Origin of the sequence: Nonomuraea sp. NPDC047529, from assembly GCF_040642995.1 — a bacterium.
GTDB lineage: Bacteria > Actinomycetota > Actinomycetes > Streptosporangiales > Streptosporangiaceae > Nonomuraea.
In genome coordinates, this window is sequence record NZ_JBEYTJ010000039.1 from 79,274 (window position 1) to 105,770 (window position 26,497).

The following is a 26,497-nucleotide window of genomic DNA, read 5'->3' on the forward strand; positions in this document are numbered from 1 at the left end:
CCCCCGTCAGGCGGTCAGGCCTGGGTCGCCGCGGCGGTCGCGGCGGCGGGCGCGTTCTCCGGGAAGTGGCAGGCCACGCGGTGGCCGCCGGCCATGGTCTCCAGGGGCGGCTCGACCGTCTTGCAGATCTCCTGCGCCTTCCAGCAGCGGGTGTGGAAGCGGCAGGCGGGCGGCGGGTTGAGCGGGCTGGGCACGTCGCCGGTGAGCCTGATGCGCTCGCGTTCCTTGCGCGCCTTGGGGTCGGGCACGGGCACGGCCGACAGCAGGGCGTTGGTGTAGGGGTGCATCGGCGAGCTGTAGAGGCTCTTGCGGTCGGCGATCTCGACGATCTTGCCCAGGTACATGACCGCGACCCGGTCGCTGATGTGGCGCACCACCGACAGGTCGTGGGCGATCACGACGTAGGTCAGGTCGAGCTCGTTCTGCAGGTCCTCCAGCAGGTTGACGACCTGGGCCTGGATGGACACGTCGAGCGCGGAGACCGGCTCGTCGGCGATGATGAGCTTGGGCTTGAGCGCGAGCGTGCGGGCGATGCCGATGCGCTGCCGCTGGCCGCCGGAGAACTCGTGCGGATAGCGGTTGTAGTGCTCGGGGTTGAGGCCGACCAGGGCGAGGATGTCCTGGACCGCCTTCTTGACGCCGTTCTCGGTCTGCACGCCCTGGATGCGGAACGGCGCGCCGACGATCGTGCCGACGGTGTGGCGGGGGTTCAGCGACGAGAACGGGTCCTGGAAGATCATCTGCATGTCGCGGCGGAGCGGCCTGAGCCTGCCCTGCCCCATGTGCGTGATGTCCTGGCCCTCAAAGACGATCTTGCCGCCGGTCGGCTCCAGCAGCCTGGTGACCAGGCGGCCGGTGGTGGACTTGCCGCAGCCGGACTCCCCCACCAGGCCGAGCGTCTCGCCCTTGAAGACGTCGAAGCTGACCCCGTCGACCGCCTTGACGGCGCCGACCTGCCGCTTGAGCAGGCCCTTCGTCACCGGGAAGTGCTTCTCCAGCCCTTGGACGGAAAGAAGCGGCTCGTTCGCGGTCACCGTCTCGCTCACTGGCTCTCCAGCACTGGCTTGATCTCGTTCTCCCACAGCTCCCGCCGCTCCGTCCTGCTCATGTGGCAGCGCACCAGGTGGCCGCCCTCGGTCTCGATCAGGCCGGGCACCTCGCTCCTGGCCTTGTCCCCGGTGCGCTCGGCGTAGGGACAGCGGGGGTGGAAGGCGCAGCCCGGAGGCACGTTGATGAGGGACGGCGGCGAGCCCTTGATCGGCAGCAGCCGTTCGGTGGGCTCGCGGTCGAGGCGGGGCATCGATCCCAGTAGACCCCATGTGTAGGGGTGCTCGGGACGGTAGAAGATGTCGTCGGCGGTGCCGTACTCGATGCACTTGCCGCCGTACATGACCAGGATGTCGTCGGACAGCTCGGCCACCACGCCCAGGTCGTGGGTGATGATGATCAGCGCGGAGTTGAACTCGCGCTGCAAGTCGACCATGAGGTCGAGGATCTGGGCCTGCACGGTCACGTCGAGCGCGGTGGTCGGCTCGTCGGCGATGAGCAGTTCGGGGTCGCACGACAGCGCCATGGCGATCATCGCGCGCTGGCGCATGCCGCCGGAGAACTCGTGCGGGTAGGAGTCGACACGGCTGTGCGGCTCGGGGATGCCCACGCGGCCCAGCATGTCGACGGCGTGCTTCTTGGCGACGGCCTTGGAGACCTTGTGGTGGATCCGGTACGCCTCGATGATCTGGTCGCCGACCGTGTAGAACGGGTGCATCGCCGACAGCGGGTCCTGGAAGATCATCGCCATCTTCTTGCCGCGCAGCCCGCGCACGTGCTCCTGCGAGGCGCCGACGAGCTCCTCGCCGTCGAGCCAGATCTCGCCCGAGACGTTGGCGCCCTTGCCCTTGTGCAGGCCGAGGATGCCGAGGCTGGTCACCGACTTGCCCGAGCCGGACTCGCCGACGATGCCGAGCGTCTTGCCGCGTTCGAGGCTGAAGGTCAGACCGTCGACGGACCTGACCAGGCCGTCGTCGGTCGGGAAGTGGATCTTCAGGTCCTTGACGTCGAGAAAGGGACTCACGCCAGCCTCACTCTCGGGTCAACGACCGCGTAGAGCAGGTCGACGATCAGGTTGGCCAGGATGATGAAGGCCGCCGCGACGATCGTGACGCCCATCACCTGGGGAAGGTCGTTGTTGCTGATGGCGTCGACGGCGTACTTGCCGATGCCGGGCAGCGAGAAGGTGCTCTCGGTCAGGACGGCGCCGCCGAGCAGCAGCCCCAGGTCGAGGCCGAACATGGTGAGCACGGGGGTGAGCGTGGCCCGCAGCCCGTGTTTGAGCACCACCTTCCGCTCCGCCAGGCCCTTGGCCCTGGCCGTGCGGATGTAGTCCTCCGACATGGTCTCCAGCATGCCCGCCCGGGTGAGCCGGGCGTAGCCGGCGGCGTACAGGAAGGCGAGCGTCACCCAGGGCAGCATGAGGTTGTTGGCCCAGGTGAGCGGGTCTTCGCTGATCGGCACCCAGTCGGCCACGTCGCCCACCAGTCCGAGCTGGTCGCGGAAGATGGCCAGGGAGACGATGCCGGTGAAGAAGATCGGCAGCGAGACGCCGGCCAGCGCGATGCCCATGGACAGGCGGTCGAAGAAACTGCCGCGGCGCAGCGCCGACAGCACCCCGGTGGCCACGCCGAAGATGACCCACACCACGGCCGCGCCGAGCGCCAGCGACAACGTGATCGGCAGGCGGTTGAGCAGGTCGGGCAGGACCGGGTTCTGGCTGACGTAGCTGTAGCCGAAGCAGGGCGCCGGGCAGTGCTCGATGCCGGGGCCGTAGTTGCGGTCGACGCCGACGAAGATGCCCTGCACGAAACGTCCGTACTGGACCATGATCGGGTCGTAGAAGCCGAGGCGCACAGCCGTGTCGTGGATCACCTCGGCGTTGGCCGCCTTGCCCACGTACCGGGAGGCCAGGTCGTCAGCGGACATCCCAGCGAGCCGAGGCACGAGGAAGAAGATGGCGAACGTCGCGATGCTCACCACGAAGAGCAGCATGACGGCCGCTATCAACCGTCTGAGAATGTATGTGAACACTGATCTCGGCCATGGCGGCCGGGCCTTGTGGGCCCGGCCGCCGAAGCCTTCACCTGCTTTCGGTACGTGACGTTCCGGCAGTATGCGCCGTTGCTACTGGGTGCTCAGCGTGAGGAACTCGTACATGCCCCAGTTCTGGGAGACGAAGACGTTCTTCAGCTGCGGCGGCCGGTAGAACAGGCCGTGCGCCCAGACGTAGGGAAGGATGTACGACGACTCCATGACTTCCTTGTCGACCGCGGCCCAGATGGCGTTGCGCTTGGTCGCGTCGGTCTCGCCCGCGGCCTGGTCGATCAGCTCGTCGATCTTGGGGTCCTTCACGCCGAGGTTGGTGTTACCGGCGGGACGGATGACCCGGCTGTCGACGATCTGCTGGAAGAAGCCGAAGCCCTCGGGGTAGTCGGCGCCCCAGCCGTAGACCATGAGGCCCAGGCCGTTCTTCTTGGCGAAGTCGGGCTTGCCGGCGTAGAGCTTGAAGTAGTCACCCTGCGGGAAGCCCTTGAGCTCCAGCTTGATGCCCACGCGGCCGAGCGACTGCTGCAGCGCCTCGGCGGTCTGCTTCTCGGCGGAGCGCTCGTTGCGGAAGGAGATGGTGGTGCTGAAGCCGTTGGGCTGGCCACAGGCCGCCAGCTCCTCCTTGGCCTTGGCGACGTCACCGGTCGGGTTGGCCTCGACGCCGTAGGGGTCGATCTTCTGGTAGCCGGTCATCTTGGCCGGCATGAGGCTGAGTGCCACGTCGCCACCGGCGTCCGGGCCGCCGTAGGCGCCCTGGATGGCCGAGCGGTCGGTCGCGTACTGCACGGCCTTGCGGCAGTGGATGTTGTCGAACGGCGGCACGTCACCGTTGATGTTGGTGAACCAGGTGCGGTCGATCGGGGCCGAGTCGGCGTACTGCTTGACCTTCTCGTCCGTCAGGACCGTCTTGCGGGCGTTGGCCGCCACACCGGTGCTGTTGACCTTGACGTCGATCTTGCCGGAGAGCAGGCGCTGGTCGAGGTCGTCCTCGTTCTGGCCGAGCAGCACCTCGATGGAGTCGTTGAGCTGCTTGCGGTTGGGGTCGGTCGCCGCGTCCCAGTTCGGGTTCTTGACGAGCTCGATGCGCTTGGTGAGCTCGTGCGCCTTGAACATGTACGGGCCGGTCGCGACCGGGTGCTCCTTGTACTTCGAGCCGGTGTCCTTGGCCTCGGGCACGGGGGCCGTCTGCGGGAGCATGGCGAAGTAGTCGAAACCGCCGTACGCCTTCTTCAGGTGGAAGACGATCGTCTGGTCGTCGGGCGTCTCGATCGCCTTGAGGTCGTCGAGCTTGCCCTTCATCTTGTACGGGCCGGTGTAGCCGCCGAGGTCGAGCCAGTCGTTGAAGTACGTCGGGCCGCTGGGCAGGATGTCCTTGTCCAGCGAGCGCGCCACGCCGTACTTGACGTCCTTGGCGGTCACCGGGGTGCCGTCCTCGAACTTGACGCCCTTGCGCAGCTTGTACGTCCAGGTCTTGCCGCCGTCGCTCGGCGTGCCCAGGCCCTCGGCCAGGTCGCCGACGAGCTGCAGGCCCTCCTCGCCGGGGACCGGCTTGAACATGGTCAGCGCACGCGTGTAGAGGCGGGCGAAGTTCCAGGCGTAGCCGTAGTACATGTCGCCCGGGTCGACCGAGTCGAAGTCGCCGGGCATGCCCATGTGGAGCGTGCCGCCGGCCTTCTCCGACGGGTTGATGACCGCCGTCACGCCCGCGTTGTACTTGCTGGACGGCTTGTCGTCGCTGCCCGAACCGCTGGTGTTCTTGCTGCCGCCACCGCCGCCGCCACACGCGGAGACGACCACGGCGAGAGCGGCGGTCACCGCGATCGCCGACGCCTTAGATCTCATCTTCATCGACCTGACACACCCCTTGAATCTAGGAGTTGAGAGAACTTGCGGATAACTACTCACGAGGCCTTATCGGGCCTTGGGATCGAACGCGTCCCTGAGGCCGTCACCGAGCAGGTTGAACGCCAGCACGGTGATGAAGATCGCGAGGCCGGGGAAGATCATGAAGTTGGGCGCCACGTCGTAGTTGTGGACCGCCTCAGCCAGCATGCCTCCCCACGTGGGGGTCGGCGGCCGCACGCCCACGCCGAGGAAGGAGAGTGCGGCCTCGAACAGGATGTTCGACGGGATCAGCAGCGTCGAGTACACGAGGATCGGCGCGAGCAGGTTGGGCAGGATCTCCTTGAACAGGATCGTGTGGCTGCGCGCGCCCAGGCTTCTTGAGGCGTCGACGAACTCCCGCTCGCGCAGGGAGAGCGTCTGGCCTCGGATGATGCGCCCGATGTAGGGCCAGTTGAAGAAGCCGATGATGAAGACCAGCAGGCTGATCCTGAGGGTGTCGCCCGACATGCCGAACGCCTTGTCGGGAATGACGCCCGCCAGCGCCAGCGCGAACACCAGCAGCGGGAAGGCGAGGAAGATGTCCATGAGACGGGAGATGACGGTGTCGACCCAGCCGCCGAAGAAGCCGGCGATCATCCCCATCACCGTGCCGAGCACCACGCACAGCAGAGTCGCGAAGAACGCGATCAGCAGGGAGATGCGGGCGCCGTACAGGATCCGGCTGAACAGGTCGCGGCCCGTGGTGGGCTCGACACCGAACAGGAAGTCCCAGCTCATGCCGCCGAAGGCGCCGATCGGAGCCTGGATCGCCGGGTCGATCTTCTCCCGGTGCCATTCGGCCGGGTCGTGACCGAACCACGACACCAGCAGCGGCGCGAAGATCGCCACGAGGATCAGCAGGACGATGACGATGCCGCCGATCATCGCGATGCGGTCGCGCTTGAGGCGCATCCAGGCGATCTGCCCGAGGGAACGCCCCCGGATGACTGAAGACTCCGCCCCCTCAAGAACGGTCTCCGGCCCGGCCTCGACGGCCGAGCCAGGAACATCGAGCGGTGCGGTCATGCCAGTGGCCCCCTGGATTCCAGACGACGTCGTCCGTGTCGGCGCGACCCGGTCAGGGTAGTGCGCCCGTGCAAGGCGAGTCCGCGCAGTCGCGGCCCCAGGAGGCAGAATCTATGGCCTGAGCTGGTATGACCAGTCCCTCAGCGCTCGATGTGGCTCAACTGTGATTGACGCGAAACTTATTCGTATCGATCTTGATGAGAATGTCTACAGCCCATCCCGGTTGGGTCTCGGAACTGTGACAGTGCCGATCCACGACCGATTCCGTCCGAAATCAGCTGATGCCGCGGCGCTTCAGCAGAGCCTCGATATCGGAGAAGTCATCGTCGCTCTTGGGCGTCTTGGGGGTCACCGACGGCTGCGGCTTGTTCGCTACGGGCTGAACCGACGGCTTCCCGTCCGGCTGCCCGCCCGGCTCGGGGGCCGCCTTCTTCTTCCGGCCCACGGACAGCCTGCGGCCGCGCATGAACCCGGAGACGACGAACAGCACGGCGGCCAGACCCGCCACGGCCACGCCGGCCCACACCATCGGGTTGAGCACCAGCCCGGTGACGAACCCCACCGCGGTCGCCCCGATCGTCCACAGCGCGCTGAGCGCGCCGGTCAGGTAGGCCGCCACCGGCAGCAGCGACCAGGCCGCCAGCCGCATCCCCGCGGCCGCTCCCCTGCGCCTGAAGGCCAGGAAGCTCAGCACCAGCCCTACCGCCGTCACCCCGGCGCACAGCGGCAACCAGGCGATCTGATTGAACATTGAGGCCGCCCCTCGTCTCGACTACGCCTTCCATCCTGGCACGCGAAACACGGGCGGCCCCTCCTCCGCGAGGACCAGACGCCCCCTAGGGGATCAACGCGCGCAGATCGGCGACCCCGACCTCGGCCAGCGAGGAGACCACCAGGCGGCCGGGGGCCGGCTCGACGGGCAGCAGGTTCGGGACGGCCACGACGGCGCAGCCCGCCGCCGTGGCGGCCGCCACGCCGTTGGGTGAGTCCTCCAGCACGACGCAGCGCACCGGCTCGACGCCGAGCAGCCGGGCGGCCTTGAGGTACGGCTCGGGGTCGGGCTTGGTCCGCTCGACGTCGGCGGCGGTGACGACGACGTCGAAGCGGTCTCTGCCGAAGCCCTTGAGCACGGCCTCGGCGATCTCCCTCATCGAGGAGGTGACCAGGCCGACCGGCACCCCCTCGTCACGCAGGGCCTCCAGCAGCTCCGCGGCCCCCGGCATGACCCCGACGCCCTCCGCCAGGCGCTCGACCATGCCGGAGACCATCCACTCCTGCACCGTCGACGCCGGCACGTCGGCGCCGGAGACGCCCAGCATGTAGTCGAGCGTGCGCTCCATGGAACCGCCCACCAGGTGGGCCTGGTGCTGTGGCGTCCATTCGGCGCCGAGCCGGGCCATGACCCTGGTCTCGATCTCCAGCCAGACCTTCTCGCTGTCGACGAGCAGGCCGTCCATGTCAAAGAAGACCGCTTCCACGGGTTGTTCCCCCCGGATCTAGACGTTGAAGTACTTGGCCTCGGGGTGATGGGCGACCAGCGCCGAGGTGGCCTGCTCGGGGTGGAGCTGGAACTCCTCCGACAGGCTGACGCCGATGCGCCCGGGGTCGAGCAGCTCGAACAGCTGCCGCTGGTCCTCCAGGTTGGGGCAGGCCGGGTAGCCGAAGGAGTAGCGGCAGCCCTGGATGTTGACCTTGAGCATGTCGTCGAGCGTCTCCTGGCCGCCGATGCCCCACTCCGCGCGCACCCGGGCGTGCCAGTATTCGGCCAGCGCCTCGGTGAGCTGCACCGACAGTCCGTGGAGCTCCAGGTAGTCGCGGTAGGCGTCCTTCGCGAACAGCTCGGCGGTGGCCTGGGAGATCTTGGCGCCCATGGTGGCCACCTGGAAGCCGACCACGTCGACCTCGCCGGAGTCCTTGCCCCGGAAGAAGTCGGCCAGGCACAGGTGCCGGTCGCGGCGCTGGCGCGGGAAGGTGAAGCGGGTGCGCTCGTTGCCGTCGTCGCCCAGGATGATCAGCGAGTCGCCGTCGCTGACGCACGGGAAGTAGCCGTAGACGACGGCCGCCTCCAGCAGGCCCTCGGTCTGCATGCGCTCCAGCCACATGCGCAGCCTGGGCCGGCCCTCGGTCTCGACCAGCTCCTCGTAGCCGGGCCCGTCGCCGCCCCTGGTGGGCTTGAGGCCCCACTGGCCCAGGAACAGGGCGCGCTCGTCGAGGAAGGCCGCGTACTCGGCCAGCGAGATGCCCTTCACCACGCGGTCGCCGTGGAAGGGCGCCGCGGGCACCGGGTTGTCGGCGGCCACGTCGGAGCGGGCGGGCAGCGCCTCGACCGGGGTGCGCTGCAGCACCGCGCCGGTCTTGACGCGCCGCTCGCGCAGCGGCGGCAGCGTGGCGCCCACGACGCCCCGCTTGACGGCCATGAACGAGTCCATCAGCCGCAGCCCCTCGAACGCGTCGCGGGCGTAGCGCACCTCGCCCTCGAACAGCTCGGCGAGGTCCTGCTCGACGTAGGCGCGGGTGAGGGCGGCGCCGCCGAGCAGCACCGGGTACCTCTCCGACAGGCCCCTGGAGTTCATCTCCTCCAGGTTCTCCTTCATGATGACCGTCGACTTCACCAGCAGGCCGGACATGCCGATCACGTCGGCCTTCTGCTCGTCGGCGGCCTCCAGGATGGCCGAGACCGGCTGCTTGATGCCGAGGTTGACCACCTGGTAGCCGTTGTTGGACAGGATGATGTCCACGAGGTTCTTGCCGATGTCGTGCACGTCGCCCTTGACCGTGGCCAGCACGATGCGGCCCTTGGTCTCGCCGTCGACGCGGTCCATGTGCGGCTCGAGGTAGGCCACGGCGGCCTTCATCACCTCGGCCGACTGCAGCACGAACGGCAGCTGCATCTGGCCGGAGCCGAACAGCTCGCCGACCGTCTTCATGCCGTCGAGCAGCACCTCGTTGATGATCTCCAGCGCGGGCCGCTGGCTGAGCGCGTCGTCGAGGTCGGCCTCCAGGCCCTTGCGCTCGCCGTCGATGATGCGCCGCTTGAGGCGCTCCCACAGCGGCAGCGCGGCCAGTTCCTCGGCCTTGCCGGCGCGCATGGCCGCGGCGTCGACGCCCTCGAACAGGTCCATGAAGCGCTGCAGCGGGTCGTAGCCCTCGCGGCGGCGGTCGTAGACCATGTCGAGCGCGACCTGGCGCTGCTCGTCGGGGATGCGGGCCATCGGCAGGATCTTGGACGCGTGCACGATGGCCGAGTCGAGGCCGGCGTTGACGCACTCGTTGAGGAACACCGAGTTGAGCACCATGCGGGCGGCCGGGTTGAGGCCGAAGCTGATGTTGGACAGCCCCAGCGTGGTCTGCACGCCCGGGTAGCGGCGCTTGAGCTCGCGGATGGCCTCGATCGTCTCCAGGCCGTCGCGCCTGGTCTCCTCCTGGCCGGTGGCGATGGGGAAGGTCAGGCAGTCGACGATGATGTCCTCGACGCGCATGCCCCAGTTGCCGGTCAGGTCCTCGATGAGGCGGCTGGCCACGCGCACCTTCCAGTCGGCGGTGCGGGCCTGGCCCTCCTCGTCGATGGTCAGCGCGACGACCGCCGCGCCGTGCTCGCGCACCAGGCGCATGATCTTCTGGAAGCGGGAGTCGGGGCCGTCGCCGTCCTCGTAGTTGACGGAGTTGACGGCCGCGCGGCCGCCGAGCATCTCCAGGCCGGCCTGGAGCACGGCGGGCTCGGTGGAGTCGAGCATGATCGGCAGCGTGGAGGCGGTGGCGAAGCGGAACGCCAGCTCCTTCATGTCGGCCACGCCGTCGCGGCCGACGTAGTCGACGCACAGGTCGAGCATGTGGGCGCCGTCGCGGGCCTGGTCGCGGGCGGTCTCCACGCAGTCGTCCCAGCGGCCCTCCAGCATCGCCTCGCGGAAGGCCTTGGAGCCGTTGGTGTTGCAGCGCTCGCCGATGGCCAGGTAGGAGGTGTCCTGGCGGAAGGGGACCGTCTGGTAGAGGGAGGAGGCGCCGGGCTCGGGGTGGGGGCGGCGCGCGGCGACCTCCTTGCCGCGCACCCGCTCGACCACCTGGCGCAGGTGCTCGGGGGTGGTGCCGCAGCAGCCGCCGACCAGCGACAGGCCGTAGTCGCGGGCGAAGGTCTCGTGCGCGTCGGCCAGCTCCTGCGCCGACAGCGGGTAGTACGCGCCGTCGGAGGTGAGCACCGGCAGGCCGGCGTTGGGCATGCACGACAGCTTGAGCCGGGAGTGGCGAGCGAGGTAGCGCAGGTGCTCGCTCATCTCGGCCGGGCCGGTCGCGCAGTTGAGCCCGACGATGTCGACGCCGAGCGGCTCGATCGCGGTGAGCGCGGCGCCGATCTCGGAGCCGAGCAGCATCGCGCCGTTGGTCTCGATCGTCACCTGGGCGATGATCGGGACGTCGCGGCCGGCGGCCTCGACGGCCCGCTTGGCGCCGATGACGGCGGCCTTGACCTGGAGCAGGTCCTGGCAGGTCTCGATGATGAGCGCGTCGGCGCCGCCCGCGATCAGGCCGGCCGCGTTGTCGCGGTAGGCGTCGCGCAGGTTCCGGTAGGGCAGGTGGCCCAGGGTCGGCAGCTTGGTGCCGGGCCCCATCGAGCCGAGGACGAAGCGCGGCTGGTCGGGCGTGGACCAGTGGTCGGCCCGCTCGCGGGCGATGCGGGCGCCGGCCTCGGAGTACTCGAAGACGCGCTCGCCGATGTCGTACTCGCCGAGCGCGGCCAGGTTGGCGCCGAAGGTGTTGGTCTCGACGCAGTCGACGCCGACGGCGAAGTAGGCGTCGTGCACGCCCTGGACGATGTCGGGGCGGGTGACGTTGAGTACCTCGTTGCACCCCTCGTGACCCTCGAAGTCGTCGAGCGTCGGGTCCTGCGCCTGGAGCATCGTGCCCATAGCCCCGTCGGCCACGATCACGCGCTGGGACAACACTTCTCGGAAGGACGGGGAGATGCTCATGCCGTAGAGCTTATCGGGTGCGTCCCGACCGCTTATTCTTCCGCCTGTCAATTGACGTGGCGTCCAACAAGGCCCTGACACCCATGACCGTTCTGCCCCTTTTGGGATGATCCGCTAGGGGCGAACGAAAGGGAGGGGTGAGAGCTGCGGGACGGGGGATAGTCGCGTGGTGGGCTGGGCGAAAGGGGTGGGCCGGTGGCTCGGAGCGTTCGCGGGGAGATCGGTGACGCCGACGCCTGCTTACCGCATAGGCTTAGCGCGATGACGGAGAGAGGAGGCGACACGTGATCGAGCTCGAAGGGCTGCCCGAGCTCGTCGACCCGGTGCTCATTGCCGCGTTCGAGGGCTGGAACGACGCGGGCGAGGCTTCCAGCGGTGTGATCGCCCATCTCGAGTCGTCCTGGAAGGCCGAGCCGCTGATCGCGCTCGACCCCGACGACTACTACGACTTCCAGGTCACCCGTCCCGTGGTGGAGATGGGCGACGGGCTCACCCGGTCCATCGTGTGGCCGACGACGCGGCTGTTCCACGCCCGTCCGCCGGGCAGCGAGCGCGACGTCGTGCTGCTGCGCGGCATCGAGCCCAACATGCGCTGGCGTTCCTTCTGCGCCGACATCGTCAAGGTCTGCCACGAGCTGGGCGTCGAGCTGGCGGTGATGCTGGGCGCGCTGCTCAACGACTCGCCGCACACCCGTCCCGTGCCGATCCTGGGCGGGGCCACCGACGAGGCGCTGGCCCGCTCGACCAACCTTGAGCTCAGCCGCTACGAGGGCCCCACCGGCATCGTCGGCGTGCTCCAGCACGCCTTCGGCGAGGCCGGGCTCGACGCGATCTCCCTGTGGGCCTCGGTGCCCCACTACGTCGCCCAGCCGCCCAACCCGAAGGCCACCCTCGCGCTGCTGCGCCGCATGGAGGACGTGCTGGAGATCCCGATGCCGCTCGGCGACCTCGACGAGGAGGCGCGGGCCTGGGAGCGCGGCGTCGACGAGCTGGCCTCGCAGGACAGCGAGGTGGCCGAATACGTCAAGGAGCTGGAAGAGCGCAAGGACGCCGCCGAGCTGCCCGAGGCCAGCGGAGACGCGATCGCCGCCGAGTTCGAGCGCTACCTGCGGCGACGCGACCGCGACACCGACGGCTGACCTCCGACCGCGCCTGTCGGGGCAGGCGTCGGGACCGGCGGCCGACCGCTTCAACGCCGCTGCCGGCCGGCCCGTGACCGTTCTGATGCCGCTGTCGGCCGGCCTCTGACCGCCTACGTCCGGGTGGGTGCCGGGATGGGCTGACGGCTTTCGAGTGCCTGGTCGAAGCGGTGCCAGATCAGGGCGGTCACGGCGGGGTCCGGGGCCAGCGGGGCGGTGACCAGGTCGGCGCCCGCGCCGGTCAGCCGGTCGTGGAAGAAGCCGGGGGCCAGCACGTACGAGGCGACCACCACCCGGCCACCGGACGTCGTCCGCGCCTGATCCACCGCCTCGCGCAGGGACGGCGTGCCCGACGCGGCGAAGGCCGCCGTGACCGGACGCGACAGACGTACCGAGAGCCGATGGGCCGCGGCGCGCACGTCGGCGAGCCCGGCGGGGTCCGAGGAGCCCGCGGCACCCAGGATCACCGTGTCGGCGGCGCGCAGCCCGGCTCGGTCCAGCGTGCGGACGAGTGCCGAGGTCAGCAGGCGGTGCGGCCCCAGCCGGTCGGCGACCAGCGCGTCCGGGCGGCGGGCGGCGATCACCTCGGGCAGGTCGATGTGCACGTGATAGCCGCCGGCCAGCAGCAACGGCACGACGACCACCGGCCCCGGCACGGCGGGCAGCACGTCCTTGAGCAGCGGGCCGCTGATCTCCAGGAAGGCCGGCTCGACCCGGCGCCCCGGACGGGCCCGGCGGACCGAGCCGGCCAGCGCGGCCAGGGTCCGCTCCCCCGCCGCGCTCCGCGTACCGTGCGCGGCCAGCACCAGCGTGGGCAACGGTCCGGCCGCCGGCACGGGGGCGGGCTGGGCGGGCCGGTGGGCGGTCACGGGGTCGGCTCGTGGGAGCAGGCCAGGCGGTAACCGCGTTTGACGACCGTCTCGACGATGCCATGCGGGCCCAGGGCGCGGCGCAGGCGGGTGACGGCCATCTCCACCGCGTGCTCGGCCGAGTCGCGGGCGGTGCTGCCCGGCAGGACCGTACGCAGGTCGGCGCGGGAGACCACGTGGCCCGGCTTGTCGGCCAGGCGTTTGAGCACCGCCATCGGCGCGGGCGGCAGGGGACGCAGGTCGCCGTCCACGACGACGGCGTGGCCGCGGATCTCCAGCCGGTGCCCGCCCGCCACCAGCCGGGTGACGCCGTGCTCGGGCAGATGCCTGGCCAGGACGCGGGCCAGGGCCCCCAGCCGGGCGCGGTCGGGCAGCAGGGCGCGTACGCCGCGCGAGGTCAGCGGCTCGGCCGTCACCGGGCCCACGCACGCGGCCACGACGGGCCCGCCGAACGCGGCCAGCAACGCCTCCTCCAGCCCGTCGGACCGGGCCGCGCCGAGCATCGCGTGGACGGCGGGCGCGCTGGTGAAGGCCACCGCGTCCACCGCGCCGGAGACGGTCTGGCTGATCAGGCGGCGCAGGGGCGAGATGTCGCGGTAGGGCAGCCATCGGTAGACCGGGATCTCGATCACCTCGGCCCCGGCCCGGCGCAGGTCGGCGACGAAGGCGGTGAGCGGCTCGCCGTGCTGCTGCACCGCGATGCGGCGGCCACGCAGGTCCTGGGCGAGGAGGTACTCCTTGATCTCGTCGCAGGACTCGGTGGCGGGCGTCCAGTGGTCGGTCAGGCCGGCGGCCCGTACGGCTCCTCTGGCCTTGGGGCCGCGGGTGAGCAGGCGCGCGCCGGCGAGGTGGCCGCCGAGGTCGGCGGACAGGCCCCATCCTTCGGCGGCGGCCATCCAGCCGCGGAAGCCGACGCCGGTGGTGACGACCAGGTCGTCCAGGGGGGCCTGGAGGGTGTGGCGGGTGGCGGCGAGCAGGTCGGCGTCCTCGGCCAGGGGCACCAGGCGGATCGCCGGGGCGCTGACGACGCGGGCGCCGCGCCGCTCCAGCAGCGCGCCGAACTCCTCGCGCCGCCGCGTGGCGGTCACCCCGACGGTGAACCCGGCCAGCGCGTCGGGCGCCGTCTCGGGAGACGACCCGGCGGCCGCGAGACCCGCCGTCCCGGGTGACGATCCATCGGGCGCGAGGCCCAAGGGCTCGGGGGACCACCCGGCGGCCGCGAGGTCCGTCGGAGGCGCGTACGCGCGGTCCCTTGGGCCTTCGGCGGCGGTCATGCCGTCACCTCCGGGCGGGCGATCCACCCCAGGTGAGCCGTCCGGCCCGGGCGGGCGGGCCGGCTCAGGCGGGCGGGCCGGCCTGGGAGGGGTCCGGGCGGGGGGCCGGGGATCACAGACGCGGGTGACGCAAGTGAGATCACCCTCCGATCCTGCTTTCGGGTGGTTTCACCCCTGGGTCTCCTCTGTTACCGCTGTGCTACAAGGCACGGCCTTCAGGGTTGAGGGCAGCCGGCGGCGGGAACCGTTCCGCATGACGATCACGGCGTTTCGGGGAGTTGCGGGTGACGGTCCGGCCTATTCGCGTGTTCGACGATCCGGTGCTCCGCGCGGTCGCGGAACCGGTGCACGACTTCGACCGGGAGCTGCGGCGCCTGGTGAAGTCCCTGACGCTCACACTGCGGGCGGGAGCCGGCCGGGCGGGCCTGTCGGCCCCGCAGATCGGCGAGCCGGTTCGGGTGGTCGTCTACTCCTACGACGGACGTTCCGGCCATCTGGTCAACCCGCGGCTGGAGCTGTCGGAGCGGCGGATCACCGCCGACGAGGCGTGCCTGTCCGCGCCGGGCCTCTGGCGTCCGCTGGAACGCTCCTACATGGTCACGGCGCGCGGCCGCGACATGTTCGGCAAGCCCGTGACGCTACGGGCGCTGGGCGTGCTGGCGAGGGTGCTGCAGCACGAGACCGACCATCTCGACGGCGTGCTGTTCAGCGACCACCTCGAAGCTGCGGAGCGGGAACGTTTCCTGGCCGAGGCGCTGCCGGCGAGCTGAGCTCCCGCCGCTGCTCGGGGTCGGTGCCGCCCCACACGCCGTGCGCCTGCCTGGTGTCCAGCGCGTACTCCAGGCAGGGTCTGCGCACGGGGCACCGGCCGCAGATCGTCTTGGCCTTCTCGACCTGCGAGCGGCCGGGCCCTTCGAGCGAGATCGGGAAGAACAGTTCGGGGTCCAGTTCCAGGCAGGCCGCCCGGCGTGACCAGTTGAGCATCATCATGCTCATCGCGCCTACCCATGCCTTCCGGCGTCATACCTCGGCCAGCAACCGGTCCCAGTCCTCCAGGAACCGGGGCAGGCCGTACCGGGCCAGGGCGGCGGCCCGCGCGGCCTTGCCCGCCTGGGCGGCCCGCTCGGGGTCGGCGACGAACGCGTGCAGGGCGTCGGCCAGCACGTCCACCTTGGTGGAGATCACCCCGGCCTCCTGCGGCACCGCCTCGACGGCCTCGGTCGTGGCCAGCGCCACGACCGGCAGGCCGAGGGTCATGGCCTCGATGAGGGCCAGGCCCAGCGACGTCCAGCGGTAGGGGTGCAGGTAGGCGCGTCTGCGGGCGAGGGCGGCGTGCATGACGTGCTGCGGCAGGTCCTCGTAGGTGCCGTACGGCAGGCCGTCCACCTTCATGCCGAACACGTCCAGCGGCACGCGCTCGGCGAAGCGCGGCAGCAGGTCGGTGCCGGCGACCCTGGTACGGCGTACCGGCTCGTTGACCACGACGCCTGCCCTGGCCAGCTCGCCGGTGTACAGGTGACCGGGGTCGGGGACGCCGTGCTCGATCACGCGGGTGCGGGCCCGGCCGTTGTCCCAGAACAGCTCGTTGAAGTGGGTGACGTGCACGAGCGTGATGTCGTCCTGGCCGGACAGCGGATGCCTGGTACGCGGGACGTCGCCGGCCGGGGTGTTGTGCTCGACGTACACGCCGGGCACCGCGCGGCCGAGCCAGTCGCGGGCCAGGTCGATCTCGTACGGCCGCTGGTAGACGACGACGTCGATCGGCTCGTCGCGGATGCGGTCGTACGGCACCTCGCGGGCGTTGGCGGGCCAGTCGTAGGTGGCGGCGCGCCCCCGGCCGTCGGGACCGCGGCCGGGCACGAGCGGCAGCACGTAGTCGTGGCCGCCGCTGACGAAGGCGCTGGTCCACGCCCCGTGGACGTGCCAGACGAGGATCCTCACCAGCGGCTCCAGCCCATGGCCCGGGCCCAGGGCGCGGCCGAGACCGCCGCGACGGGCGCCTCGGGCGCGCTCAGCACCCGTTCCACGACGTCGGTCAGATCCTCGGCGACCTCGGCCGCCTGTTCGATCTCCTCCTCCAGCGTCTGCAGCGTCGGCACGAGGATGCCCCGGGCCCCCGCGGCCCTGGCAGCCTCCATGTCCCTGCCGATGTCGCCGACCACCACGCAGTCGCGCGGGCTGACGTCGAGGACGGCGGCCGCCCTGATGACCAGCCCCGGCGCCGGTTTGCGACAGGTGCAGCCGTCGGCGTCGTCGTGCACGCAGATGGCCCACGCGTCGAACGGCCCGAGCAGCTCCTCCACCCTGGCGTTCACCTGGTCCATCTCGTCCGGCGAGAGCAGGCCCTTGGCCACGCCGGACTGGTTGGTGACCACCGCGACGGGCACGTCGGCCCGGCGGAGCCTGCCGAGCGCCTCGACCGCTCCCGGCATGGGCTCGACGAGGCGCGGGTCGCCGTTGTACGGCACGTCTTTGATCAAGGTTCCGTCCCGGTCGAAGAGGACGGCCCCGGGACGTCGCTTTTCGAACACCTCTCACCTCCGTCGCATGACCGGCAGCTACCCGGACCAGAAACCGGCAAACAACTACAAAGGGTGACCAATCCCAGGCGGTTATGCCCGTTTTCGCATCGTCTGAGGTGACCGAAGGTTTGAGAGGCGCTCCTCTCGGTAGCGGTTCTCGACATCTGCGGGGGAGGAAACGATGAAGTTTCTCGGCATCAACGCGATCTTCCACGATCCGGCCGCGGCCCTGGTCGTCGACGGGAGGATCGTGGCCGCGGCGGAGGAGGAGCGCTTCAGCCGCCGCAAGCACGGCAAGCGGCCGCTGGCGTTCTCCGCGTGGGAGCTGCCCGAGCAGGCCGCCGCGTGGTGCCTGGAGGAGGCGGGCCTGTCCCCCGAGGACCTGGACGCCGTGGCCTACTCCTACGACCCGGGCCTGGTCGTCCAGCGGCCCGAGGGCGACTGGGAGGACCTGCGCACGAAGTACGCCGTCAGGGCCCCCGCCTTCCTGGCGACCGCGCTGCCGGGCCTGGACCCCGGGCAGGTCTCCTACGTCCCGCACCACGTGGCGCACGCCGCCTCGGCGGGCCTGGCCTCCCCCTGGCGGGACTGCGCGGTGCTGGTGTGCGACGGGCGCGGCGAGAACGTCTCCCACCTCGCCGGCCGCTACCGCGACGGCGAGCTGGAGGTGCTGGCCGCCCAGGAGCTGCCGCACTCCCTCGGCCTGATGTACGAGGACGTCACCCAGCACCTCGGATTCCTGCGGTCCAGCGACGAGTACAAGGTCATGGCCATGGCCTCCTACGGCCGGCCGCGCCACCTGGAGTCGCTGCGCGAGATCGTCCACACGACCGGCGACGGCGGCTTCCGCGTCGAACCGGTCGACTGGAACGTCTACGTCAAGGCCCTGGCCCAGGGCGAGCCCTGGACCTCCGACCACGCCGACCTGGCCGCCAGCGTGCAGGCCCGGCTGGAGGAGGTGCTGCTGGAGCTGGCCCGCTGGCTGCACGAGCGCACCGGCGAACGGCGGCTCGCACTGGCCGGCGGGGTGGCGCTGAACTGCGTGGCCAACACCCGGCTGCTGGACGAGGGGCCGTTCGAGGAGGTGTGGGCCCAGCCGGCCGCCGGCGACTCCGGCACGGCGCTGGGCGGCGCGCTGCACCTGGCGCAGGCCTACGGCGAGCCGGCCGGTCCGATGCCGGGCGCCGCGCTCGGGCGCGGGTTCACCGACGAGGAGCTGGGCGCCTGGCTGGACGTGGCGCGGGTGCCGTACACGCGGCCGGCCGACCTGGGCGCGGCGGTGGCCGCCGAGCTGGCCGCCGACAAGATCGTGGCCTGGTTCCAGGGCCGCGCCGAGTACGGGCCGCGCGCGCTCGGACGCCGGTCGCTGCTGGCCCATCCGGGACACGCGCGCAACACCGAGCGGCTCAACGACGTCAAGGGCCGGGAGCAGTTCCGGCCGATCGCGCCCATGGTGCTGGAGTCCAGGGCGCCGGAGATCTTCGGGCGGGGGCCGGTGCCCTCGCCGTACATGCTGTTCGTGCACGACGTGCGGGAGCCCTGGCGGGAGCGCATCCCGGCGGTCGTGCACGTGGACGGCACCGCGCGCATCCAGACGATCTCGCCGGCCGACGACCCGCTGATGGCGCGGGTGCTGACGGAGTTCGAGGCGCGTACGGGGCTGCCGGTGGTGGTCAACACGAGCCTGAACACCGCCGGCCGGCCGATGGTCGACGATCCCCGGGACGCGCTGGAGTGCTTCGGCTCCTCGCCGGTGGACGTGCTGGCGCTGGGGCCGTACCTGGTGCGGCGCGGGGAGGTGTTCGCCTCGTGATCACCGTCGTGATCCCCACCATCGGCCGCGCCACGCTGCGGCGGACGCTGGCGGCGGTGGGCCGGGCGACGCCCGTGATCGTGGTGGACGACCGGCGGGCGCGGTCCGCCGCACTGGAGCTGCCCGATCACGTCCGGGTGGTGCGCTCGGGCGGGCGGGGCCCGGCCGCGGCGCGCAACGCCGGCTGGCGGGCCGCCGGGACGCCGTGGGTGGTGTTCCTGGACGACGACGTGATCCCCCGTCCCGGGTGGGCCGAGGCGGTCTGGAAGGACCTGGTGGACCTGCCGGAGGACGTGGCCGGGAGCCAGGGCCGGATCGAGGTGCCGCTGCCGGCCGGCCGGCGTCCCACCGACGCCGAGCGGAACACGGCGGGGCTGTCGGAGGCGCTGTGGGTGACGGCCGACATGGCCTACCGGCGTTCGGTGCTGGAGCAGACGGGCGGGTTCGACGAACGTTTCCCCCGGGCCTACCGGGAGGACGCCGACATCGCGCTGCGGGTGGCGCGGGCGGGGCACCGGCTGGTCATGGGCGAGCGGGTGACCACGCATCCGGTGCGCGAGGACGGGTTCTGGGCGAGCGTGCGATTCCAGCGCGGCAACGCCGACGACGCGCTGATGCGGCGGCTGCACGGGCCGCGCTGGCGTCAGGCCATCGGCGGCTCCGGGGGCAGGCTGCGCCGCCACGCCGCCACCACCGCCGCCGCCCTGACCGCCGCCGCCCTCGGCCTGGCCGCCACCCTGCCCCGCCGCTCCGGGAGCGGACTCGCGGGCGTGCGGCCCCACGGACAGCCCCACAGACGGCCCCACAGACGGCCCGGCAGGCGGCGCGCGACCGGCGGGTGGCGGGCGTTGCCGGTGCTGGCCGCGGTCGCCGGAGCCGTGTGGGCCGCGATGACCGCCGAGTTCGCCTGGCGGCGCATCGCCCCCGGGCCGCGTACCCCGCGCGAGGTGTGGCGCATGGCCGTCACCAGCGTGCTGATCCCGCCGGTCGCCTGCGTGCACCGGCTTCGGGGGGAATGGAGGTGGCGGCGATGAGACGTCGCGATCCGGCGGCTCGGTGCGACCGCGGCCGTACGAACGCCACGCAGTGCCGCGGGAAGGCCGGACGGGCCCCCCGCGCCCGCAGGCCCGCGGCCGTGGAGGCCGCGCCCGTGGAAGCCACCACCGCGGAGCCCGGCACGCCGGAGGCGGTGGCGTGCCGGACGGCCGGAGAGCAAGGCGGCGGCCGGGGACGCGTCCTGGTGGCGCGGCTGGACGACGCCGGTGACGTCCTGCTGGCCGGCCCCGCCACCCGCGCCGTCCGCACGCTCGCCGACGAGCTGGTCTTCCTGGCCGGCCCGAACGGCCGGGCCGCCGCCGAGCTGCTGCCCGGTGTGGACCGGGTGATCGAGTGGCGGGCGCCGTGGATCGACCACTCCCCCGCCCCCGTCTCCAGCGCCCAGGTGGCCGACCTCATCGCCCGGGTCAAGGGCGTGGACGAGGCGGTGCTCCTGACCTCCTTCCACCAGTCGGCGCTGCCGCTGGCTCTGCTGCTGCGGATGGCCGGCGTGCGGCGCGTCTCCGCGATCAGCAACGACTACCCCGGCTCGCTCCTGGACGTCCGGCACGTCGTGGACGAGTCGATCGACGTGCCCGAGGCCGAGCGCATGCTGGCCCTCGCGCGGGCGGCCGGGTTCGATCTGCCGCCCGGGGACGACGGCGAACTCGCAGTTCGGCGGCCATTGCCGGATATAGGCCGAGAAACAGGGCATCTCCTAGGCGTCGGCGCCGCTGCCGATGAACGCTCGTACGTCGTGGTGCATCCAGGGACGTCAGCCCCTGCCAGAACGTGGCCGGCCGACAGGCACCGGCAGGCTGTCAGGGAGCTGGTGGACGACGGGCACCGGGTCGTCGTGACCGGCACGGAACGTGACCTCACCGCCTACGTGGCCTGCGACGCGGCAGTCGACCTCGGGGGCAGGACCACGCTCGCCGAGCTGGCCGCCGTGATCGAACGTGCCGGCGTGCTCGTGGCCGGCAACACCGGTCCCGCGCATCTGGCCGCTGCGGTGGGCACGCCGGTCGTGAGCCTGTTCGCCCCTGTCGTCCCCGCCGCCAGATGGGCCCCGTACGGGGTGCCCACGGTGCTGCTCGGCGACCAGCAGGCGCCCTGCTCGGGAAGCAGGGCGCGCACCTGTCCGGTGGCCGGGCACCCGTGCCTGTCCATGGTGACAAGTGAGCAGGTGGTCAAGGCAGTGAGGGAGTTGATGCAGTGAAGGTCGATCTCATCTCCGAGCACGCCGATCCGCTGGCGGCCATCGGTGGCGTGGACGCGGGCGGCCAGAACGTCTACGTCGCGCACCTGGCGATCGCGCTGGCCGAGCGCGGTCACACGGTCGTCGTCCACACCAGACGCTCGTCGCGGTCGCAGCCCGGCGCGGTGGCCATGGCGCCCGGCGTCACGGTCGAGTACGTCACGGCCGGCCCGGCCGCGGTCGTGCCGAAGGACGAGCTGCCGCCGTACATGCCGGAGTTCACCGAACGCCTGGCCGAGCGGTGGGCGGCGAACCCGCCGGACGTGGCCCACGCGCACTTCTGGATGAGCGGCCAGGCGGCCCTGCGGGCCGCCCATGGCGTGCCGGTGGTGCAGACCTTCCACGCGCTCGGGACCGTGAAGCGGCGCTGGCAGGGCGAGGCCGACACCAGCCCGGCGCACCGGATCGACACCGAGCGCGAGATCGGCAAGCGGGCCGACGCGGTGCTGGCCACCTGCGGCGACGAGGTGAGCGAGCTGTGCGCGATGGGCGTCCCCGAGCGGCGCGTCACGGTGGTGCCCTGCGGGGTGGACCTGACGGCGTTCCGCCCGGACGGGCCGGTCGCGCCGCGCGCGGGCGCCAAGGTGGTGCTCAGCATCGGCCGGATGGTGCCGCGCAAGGGCGTGGACACCATGATCGCCGCACTGCGCCAGATCCCGGACGCCGACCTGGTGATCGCCGGCGGCGGCCCGGACGACGACGGGGAGACCGAGCGGCTGCGCGACCTGGCCGCGGCCTACGGGCTGCGGGAGCGGGTGCACCTGATCGGCAGCGTCCCGCGCACGCACGTGCCCGCGCTGATGCGCTCGGCCGACGTCGTGGTGACCGTCCCCTGGTACGAGCCCTTCGGGATGGTCCCGATCGAGGCGATGGCCTGCGGCGTGCCCGTCGTGGCCTCCGCGGTCGGCGGCCACCTGGACACGGTCGCCGGCTGCGGCGTGCTGGTCCCGCCGCGCCGCCCCCGGGCGCTGGCCAGGGCGCTGCGCGACGTGCTCGCCGACGGGCGCAGGCGCGAGGCGCTGGGCGCCGCCGGAGCCCGGCGGGCCCGCGAACGGTACGGCTGGTCCCGCATCGCCGAGCAGACGGAGGCGGTGTACACGCAGGTCATCGACGGCAAGCTCGGCCGCCTCGCGGCTCTGGGGGGTTGATCATGGACAGACATCTGGAAAAGCTCTGGAACACGCTGGAGCAGGTCGACGGCCACGCGGTCACCATCCGCGCGTGGGGCGGGAAGCTGGCCGGCGTGCTGTCGGCCGGCGGACGGTTGCTGGCCTGCGGCAACGGGGGGTCGGCGGCCGAGGCCCAGCACCTGACGGCCGAGCTGGTGGGCCGCTTCAGGGCCGACCGGCCGCCGTACGCGGCGATCCCGCTGCACGGCGACAGCTCCTCGATGACCGCGATCGCCAACGACTTCGGCCACGAGGAGGTCTACGCCCGCCAGGTGCGGGCGCACGGCCGTCCCGGGGACGTGCTGGTGTGCCTGTCGACCAGCGGCGGCAGCCCGAACGTGCTGGCCGCGGCCAGGGCGGCGCAGGAGGTCGGCATCGCCGCCTGGGCCTTGACCGGGCCCGCGCCGAACCCGCTGGCCGAGCTGTGCGACGAGGCGGTGGCCGTGCCTGCCGAGGAGACGGCCACCGTCCAGGAGGTGCACCTCGCCATGATCCACCTGCTCTGCGACGCCATCGAGGAGGCCGTCTGATGGGCCCCCTTGTCGTCGTCGGCGACACACTGCTCGACGTGGACGTCGAGGGCGACAGCGAGCGGCTGTGCCCGGACGCGCCGGTCCCGGTGGTCGACATCTCGGCCGAGCACGCCCGCCCCGGCGGCGCGGGCCTGGCCGCGCTGCTGGCCGCGCGGGACGGCGCGGACGTGGTCCTGATCACCGCGATCGGCGACGACCCCGACGGGCACCGCCTGTGCGCCCTGCTGTCGGAGGAGGTCGAGCTGGTACGCCTGCCGCTGAACGGCGGGACCGTGCGCAAGACCAGGGTCAGGTCGAGGGGCCAGACCATGCTCAGGCTCGACACCGGCGACGGCGTCGCCCGGTCCGACCCGCTCGGCGAGATCCCCGAGGAGATCACGGCCGCGGTGGCCCGCGCGGGCGCCGTGCTGGTCTCCGACTACGGCAGGGGCGTGGCCGCGTCGGCCGGGGAACTGCTGCGCGAGGTGCGCGTACCGGTCGTGTGGGACCCGCATCCCCGGAGCGGGCCGCCGATGCCGGGCTGCGCGCTGCTGACGCCGAGCGAGGCCGAGGCCAGGATGTTGTGCCCGGACGGCTACCGCGGCCCCGACCACGCGGCCCGCCGCCTGGTGCGGGAGCTGCGCGCCGGGGCCGTGGCGGTCACCACCGGCGGCGACGGGGCCACGCTGGCCGTCCAGGGCGGTCCGCTGACGCGCGTGCCGGCGCCGGTGACGGCGTCCGGGCGGGACGCGTGCGGCGCCGGCGACCGGCTGGCCGGCGCCGCGGCGCTCGCGCTGCGCGACGGCGCGGACGTCGTGGAGGCGGTCACCATCGGCGTCGGCGAGGCCTCGCGCTTCGTCGAGCGCGGCGGGGCCGCCACCGTCCGGACGCATGAGCAGCGGCTCGGCGACCGGCCGCGCACCGCGCTGGAGGTGGCCAGGCTCACCCGCGCGCAGGGCGGCCGGCTGATCGCCACGGGCGGCTGCTTCGACCTGTTGCACGCGGGGCACGTGAGCCTCCTGCGGCGGGCCAGGGCGCTGGGCGACGCTCTCGTCGTCTGCGTCAACTCCGACGACTCGGTGCGCCGGCTGAAGGGCCCGTCCAGGCCCATCGTCGGCGCGCGTGACCGGGTCGAGGTGCTGCGGGCGCTGAGCTGCGTGGACGCGGTCCTGGTGTTCGAGGAGGACACCCCGGCCGAGTCCATCGAGCTGCTGCGGCCCGACGTGTGGGTGAAGGGCGGGGACTACGAGGGGGAGGTCCTGCCCGAGTCAAAGGTCCTGGAGCGGCTCGGCGCCGAGTTCGTCGCGCTGAGCACGCTGCCGGGACGTTCGACCAGCAATCTGATCAGGGAGATCCAGTGAAGATTTTGATCACCGGGGGCGCCTCCGGACTCGGCCTGGCCACCGCCGAAGCGGTCGAGAAGGAGGGCTGGCGGGCGCTCGTCGTCGACGTGCGCGAGCCGGACCAGCGCTTCGACCACGTCACCGCCGACCTGGCCGACCGCGGGCAGGCCGAGCGGGCCGTGCACGAGCTGGCCGAGCGGGCCGGCGGCCTGGACGGGGTGGTGACCGCGGCCGGCATCGACGCCTGCGGGCGCCTGGAGGACGTGCCCGCCGACGACTGGGAGCGGGTGATCCAGGTCAACCTGCTCGGCACGGCCGCCGTCGTACGGGCGGCGCTGCCGTACCTGAAGCGGACCCGCGGCAAGGTGGTGACCTGCGCCTCGACGCTCGGGCTGCGCCCGCTGAGCGACGCCTCGGCGTACTCGGCCTCGAAGTTCGGCGTCGTCGGCTTCACCAGGGGGCTGGCGGTCGAGCTGCGCGGCGAGGTGGGGGTGACCCTGCTGATCCCGGGCGGCATGCGGACGGGCTTCTTCGACGGGCGTCCCGAGCAGTACAAGCCGGGCCCCGAGGCGGGCCTGAACGACCCCGCCGACGTCGCCCAGACCGTCGTGTTCGCGCTCCGGCAGCCGGCCGGGTGCGAGGTCAGAGAGCTGGTCGTCTGCCCCTCGACGGAGACGTCATGGCCCTAGAGCTGCTGGCGCTGCGCGGGCTCGGCCTGGGCGACCTGCTCACGGCCGTCCCCGCGCTGCGGGCGCTGCGGCAGTCCTTTCCCCGGCACCGGATCACGCTGGCCGCGCCGAGGTCCCTGGAGGCCCTGCTGCCGCTGATCGGCGCGGTGGACGCCCAGGTGGACGTCGCCGGGCCGGGCCCGGTGCCGTTCGAGCGGCCCGACATCGCGGTCAACCTGCACGGCAAGGGGCCGCAGAGCATCGAGGCGCTGCGTGCCACCGACCCGGCCCGGCTGATCAGCTTCGGCGTCGGCCCGCAGTGGCAGGACGGCGTGCACGAGGTGCGGCGGTGGTGCGGCCTGCTGGAATGGCACGGCATCCCCGCCGACCCGCAGGACCTGACGCTCGGCGTCTCCGACCGGACGGGGCCCGTGATCGTGCATCCGGGCGCCGCCTACCCGGCGCGGCGCTGGCCGCCCGAGCGGTTCGGCGAGGTCGCGGCCGCGCTGGACGACGTGGTCGTCACCGGCAACGCCGACGAGGTGCCGATCGCCAGGAGGGTCGCCGAGCTGGCCGGGTTGCCGGAGGAGCGCATGCTGGCCGGCCGTACCCGGCTGGCCGACCTGATCGACCTGGTCAGCCGGGCCAGGCTGGTGGTCTGCGGCGACACCGGGGTCGCGCACCTGGCGACGGCGTTCTGCGTGCCGTCGGTGGTGCTGTTCGGCCCGGTCCCGCCGTCGGAGTGGGGGCCACCGCCCGGCTGGCGGCACGTGGCCCTGTGGGCCGGCCGCAAGGGCGACCCGCACGGCCAGCGCCCGGACCCCGGTCTGCTGAAGATCGAGGTGTCCGAAGTGGTCGACGCAGCTCTGGAGGTCACGTCATGAGGGCTCTGGTCACCGGCGGAGCCGGCTTTCTCGGTTCCTATCTGTGCGAACGCCTGCTGGCCGAGGGCGCCGAGGTCATCTGCATGGACAGCTTCCTGACCGGCGGCCCGCGCAACGTCGAGCACCTGCTGGACAATCCGGCCTTCCGGCTCATCGAGAGCGACCTGACCGGGTACGTGCACGTCCCGGGCCAGGTGAACCTCGTGCTGCACTTCGCCTCGGCCGCCTCGCCGGCCGACTACCTGCGCTACCCGATCGAGACATTGCGGGTGGGCAGCGTGGGCACCCTGCACGCGCTCGGGCTGGCCAGGGAGAAGGGCGCCCGGTTCGTCCTGGCGTCCACCAGCGAGGTGTACGGCGACCCGCTGGAACACCCGCAGAAGGAGACGTACTGGGGCAACGTCAACCCGGTCGGCCCGCGCAGCGTGTACGACGAGGCCAAACGCTTCGCCGAGTCGCTGACCACCGCCTACCGGCAGTCGCGCGGCACCGACACCGGGATCGTGCGCATCTTCAACACCTACGGCCCGCGCATGCGCCCGTTCGACGGCCGGGCGATCCCGACGTTCATCCGGCAGTCGCTGAAGGGCGAGCCGCTGACCATCACCGGCGACGGCTCCCAGACCAGGTCGATCTGCTACGTGGACGACACCGTCGCGGGCATCCTGGCCATGGCCCGCAGTGACTTCCCCGGCCCGGTCAACATCGGCAACCCGGACGAGCTGACCATGCTGGAGCTGGCCGCCCTCGTCCGCGACCTGACCGGGTCGAGCTCGGAGATCGAGTTCATCGACCGGCCCGCCGACGACCCGAAGGTGCGCCGGCCCGACACCACGCTGGCCGCCGAGCGGCTGGGCTGGCGGGCGGAGGTGCCCGCGAAGGAGGGGCTGCGGCGCACGATCGAATGGTTCACCGCGGAGCTCGCCGCGAACGAGAGGTTCGAGCAGCTGCGTGTGTGAGGGAGAGCGCCGAGACTTCGGCGACTCCACGGGAGGTCGTGGGCCGGGCCCGAGAACCCGGCCCCCCACCAAGTCCAACCCACCC

The 26,497-nt window shown here is 72.0% G+C and carries 24 protein-coding genes; 11 read left to right on the plus strand and 13 right to left on the minus strand.

Annotated features, from left to right (window positions below):
- Positions 1-14: 14 nt before the first annotated feature.
- From ABZ815_RS41765 to metH, 8 genes are all read right to left on the minus strand, one after another.
- A complete protein-coding gene (locus ABZ815_RS41765; RefSeq protein WP_357706977.1) occupies positions 15-1,046 on the minus strand; it encodes a dipeptide ABC transporter ATP-binding protein in 1,032 nt (343 codons plus the stop codon).
- Complete coding sequence (locus ABZ815_RS41770) at positions 1,043-2,071, minus strand: ABC transporter ATP-binding protein (protein ID WP_357706978.1); 1,029 nt, start codon at positions 2,069-2,071, stop codon at positions 1,043-1,045. Before ABZ815_RS41770 ends, ABZ815_RS41765 begins: the two co-directional genes overlap by 4 nt.
- A complete protein-coding gene (locus ABZ815_RS41775; protein ID WP_357706979.1) occupies positions 2,068-3,081 on the minus strand; it encodes an ABC transporter permease in 1,014 nt (337 codons plus the stop codon). The genes ABZ815_RS41770 and ABZ815_RS41775 overlap by 4 nt, the downstream gene beginning before the upstream one ends.
- A 93-nt stretch (positions 3,082-3,174) precedes the next feature.
- Positions 3,175-4,944, minus strand: coding sequence for an ABC transporter substrate-binding protein (locus ABZ815_RS41780; RefSeq protein ID WP_357706980.1), 1,770 nt, complete (start codon positions 4,942-4,944; stop codon positions 3,175-3,177).
- A gap of 63 nt (positions 4,945-5,007) precedes the next feature.
- A complete protein-coding gene (locus ABZ815_RS41785) occupies positions 5,008-6,006 on the minus strand; it encodes an ABC transporter permease (RefSeq protein WP_357706982.1) in 999 nt (332 codons plus the stop codon).
- Between the two features lie 274 nt (positions 6,007-6,280).
- On the minus strand, positions 6,281-6,757 hold the full coding sequence (locus ABZ815_RS41790) for a cellulose synthase (protein WP_357706983.1): 477 nt from the start codon (positions 6,755-6,757) through the stop codon (positions 6,281-6,283).
- A gap of 85 nt (positions 6,758-6,842) precedes the next feature.
- Complete coding sequence (locus ABZ815_RS41795; protein ID WP_357706984.1) at positions 6,843-7,484, minus strand: HAD family phosphatase; 642 nt, start codon at positions 7,482-7,484, stop codon at positions 6,843-6,845.
- 18 nt (positions 7,485-7,502) lie between these two features.
- Positions 7,503-10,967, minus strand: coding sequence for a methionine synthase (gene metH / locus ABZ815_RS41800; protein WP_357706985.1), 3,465 nt, complete (start codon positions 10,965-10,967; stop codon positions 7,503-7,505).
- Positions 10,968-11,251: 284 nt separating this feature from the next.
- Here metH and ABZ815_RS41805 point away from each other — a divergent pair, with 284 nt between their 5' ends.
- The gene (locus tag ABZ815_RS41805) at positions 11,252-12,106 is read left to right on the plus strand and encodes a PAC2 family protein (RefSeq protein WP_357706987.1); all 855 of its coding nucleotides are present in this window, start codon (positions 11,252-11,254) and stop codon (positions 12,104-12,106) included.
- Between the two features lie 113 nt (positions 12,107-12,219).
- Here the strand turns inward: ABZ815_RS41805 and ABZ815_RS41810 are convergent, their stop codons facing one another.
- Positions 12,220-12,975, minus strand: a complete 756-nt coding sequence (locus ABZ815_RS41810) for a CbiX/SirB N-terminal domain-containing protein (RefSeq protein ID WP_357706988.1) — start codon at positions 12,973-12,975, stop codon at positions 12,220-12,222.
- Complete coding sequence (locus tag ABZ815_RS41815; protein ID WP_357706990.1) at positions 12,972-14,249, minus strand: uroporphyrinogen-III synthase; 1,278 nt, start codon at positions 14,247-14,249, stop codon at positions 12,972-12,974. Before ABZ815_RS41815 ends, ABZ815_RS41810 begins: the two co-directional genes overlap by 4 nt.
- A 305-nt stretch (positions 14,250-14,554) precedes the next feature.
- On the opposite strand from ABZ815_RS41815, the gene ABZ815_RS41820 reads away from it, so the two are divergent.
- On the plus strand, positions 14,555-15,019 hold the full coding sequence (locus tag ABZ815_RS41820; RefSeq protein WP_357706991.1) for a peptide deformylase: 465 nt from the start codon (positions 14,555-14,557) through the stop codon (positions 15,017-15,019).
- On the opposite strand, the gene ABZ815_RS41825 is transcribed toward ABZ815_RS41820, so the two are convergent.
- The 3 genes from ABZ815_RS41825 to ABZ815_RS41835 are packed head-to-tail and all read right to left on the minus strand — an operon-like array spanning position 14,955 to position 16,780.
- Complete coding sequence (locus ABZ815_RS41825) at positions 14,955-15,245, minus strand: WhiB family transcriptional regulator (protein ID WP_357706993.1); 291 nt, start codon at positions 15,243-15,245, stop codon at positions 14,955-14,957. The two genes, ABZ815_RS41820 and ABZ815_RS41825, sit on opposite strands and share 65 nt — an antisense overlap.
- Before the next feature lie 24 nt (positions 15,246-15,269).
- The gene (locus tag ABZ815_RS41830) at positions 15,270-16,190 is read right to left on the minus strand and encodes a glycosyltransferase (RefSeq protein ID WP_357706994.1); all 921 of its coding nucleotides are present in this window, start codon (positions 16,188-16,190) and stop codon (positions 15,270-15,272) included.
- Entirely contained in the window at positions 16,187-16,780 is a 594-nt protein-coding gene (locus ABZ815_RS41835) for an HAD-IIIA family hydrolase (protein ID WP_357706996.1), read from the minus strand. The genes ABZ815_RS41830 and ABZ815_RS41835 overlap by 4 nt, the downstream gene beginning before the upstream one ends.
- Before the next feature lie 172 nt (positions 16,781-16,952).
- On the opposite strand from ABZ815_RS41835, the gene ABZ815_RS41840 reads away from it, so the two are divergent.
- Genes ABZ815_RS41840 through ABZ815_RS41880 form a run of 9 tightly spaced genes read left to right on the plus strand, consistent with a single transcriptional unit; the run spans position 16,953 to position 26,412 of the window.
- Positions 16,953-18,584: a carbamoyltransferase C-terminal domain-containing protein gene (locus tag ABZ815_RS41840; protein WP_357706998.1), complete on the plus strand. Its 1,632-nt coding sequence runs from the start codon at positions 16,953-16,955 to the stop codon at positions 18,582-18,584.
- Positions 18,581-19,618 carry a glycosyltransferase gene (locus ABZ815_RS41845; RefSeq protein ID WP_357706999.1) on the plus strand — a complete coding sequence of 346 codons (1,038 nt, stop codon included), beginning with the start codon at positions 18,581-18,583 and terminating at the stop codon, positions 19,616-19,618. The genes ABZ815_RS41840 and ABZ815_RS41845 overlap by 4 nt, the downstream gene beginning before the upstream one ends.
- Entirely contained in the window at positions 19,615-20,838 is a 1,224-nt protein-coding gene (locus ABZ815_RS41850) for a glycosyltransferase family 9 protein (protein WP_357707000.1), read from the plus strand. The genes ABZ815_RS41845 and ABZ815_RS41850 overlap by 4 nt, the downstream gene beginning before the upstream one ends.
- Entirely contained in the window at positions 20,835-22,025 is a 1,191-nt protein-coding gene (locus ABZ815_RS41855; protein ID WP_357707001.1) for a glycosyltransferase, read from the plus strand. Before ABZ815_RS41850 ends, ABZ815_RS41855 begins: the two co-directional genes overlap by 4 nt.
- A 2-nt stretch (positions 22,026-22,027) precedes the next feature.
- Positions 22,028-22,576, plus strand: a complete 549-nt coding sequence (locus ABZ815_RS41860) for an SIS domain-containing protein (RefSeq protein ID WP_357707002.1) — start codon at positions 22,028-22,030, stop codon at positions 22,574-22,576.
- Complete coding sequence (locus ABZ815_RS41865; protein WP_357707003.1) at positions 22,576-23,919, plus strand: PfkB family carbohydrate kinase; 1,344 nt, start codon at positions 22,576-22,578, stop codon at positions 23,917-23,919. The genes ABZ815_RS41860 and ABZ815_RS41865 overlap by 1 nt, the downstream gene beginning before the upstream one ends.
- On the plus strand, positions 23,916-24,590 hold the full coding sequence (locus ABZ815_RS41870) for an SDR family oxidoreductase (protein WP_357707004.1): 675 nt from the start codon (positions 23,916-23,918) through the stop codon (positions 24,588-24,590). The genes ABZ815_RS41865 and ABZ815_RS41870 overlap by 4 nt, the downstream gene beginning before the upstream one ends.
- Positions 24,581-25,453, plus strand: a complete 873-nt coding sequence (locus ABZ815_RS41875; RefSeq protein ID WP_357707006.1) for a glycosyltransferase family 9 protein — start codon at positions 24,581-24,583, stop codon at positions 25,451-25,453. Before ABZ815_RS41870 ends, ABZ815_RS41875 begins: the two co-directional genes overlap by 10 nt.
- The gene (locus ABZ815_RS41880) at positions 25,450-26,412 is read left to right on the plus strand and encodes a UDP-glucuronic acid decarboxylase family protein (RefSeq protein WP_357707007.1); all 963 of its coding nucleotides are present in this window, start codon (positions 25,450-25,452) and stop codon (positions 26,410-26,412) included. The genes ABZ815_RS41875 and ABZ815_RS41880 overlap by 4 nt, the downstream gene beginning before the upstream one ends.
- The last annotated feature ends 85 nt before the right edge of the window (positions 26,413-26,497 follow it).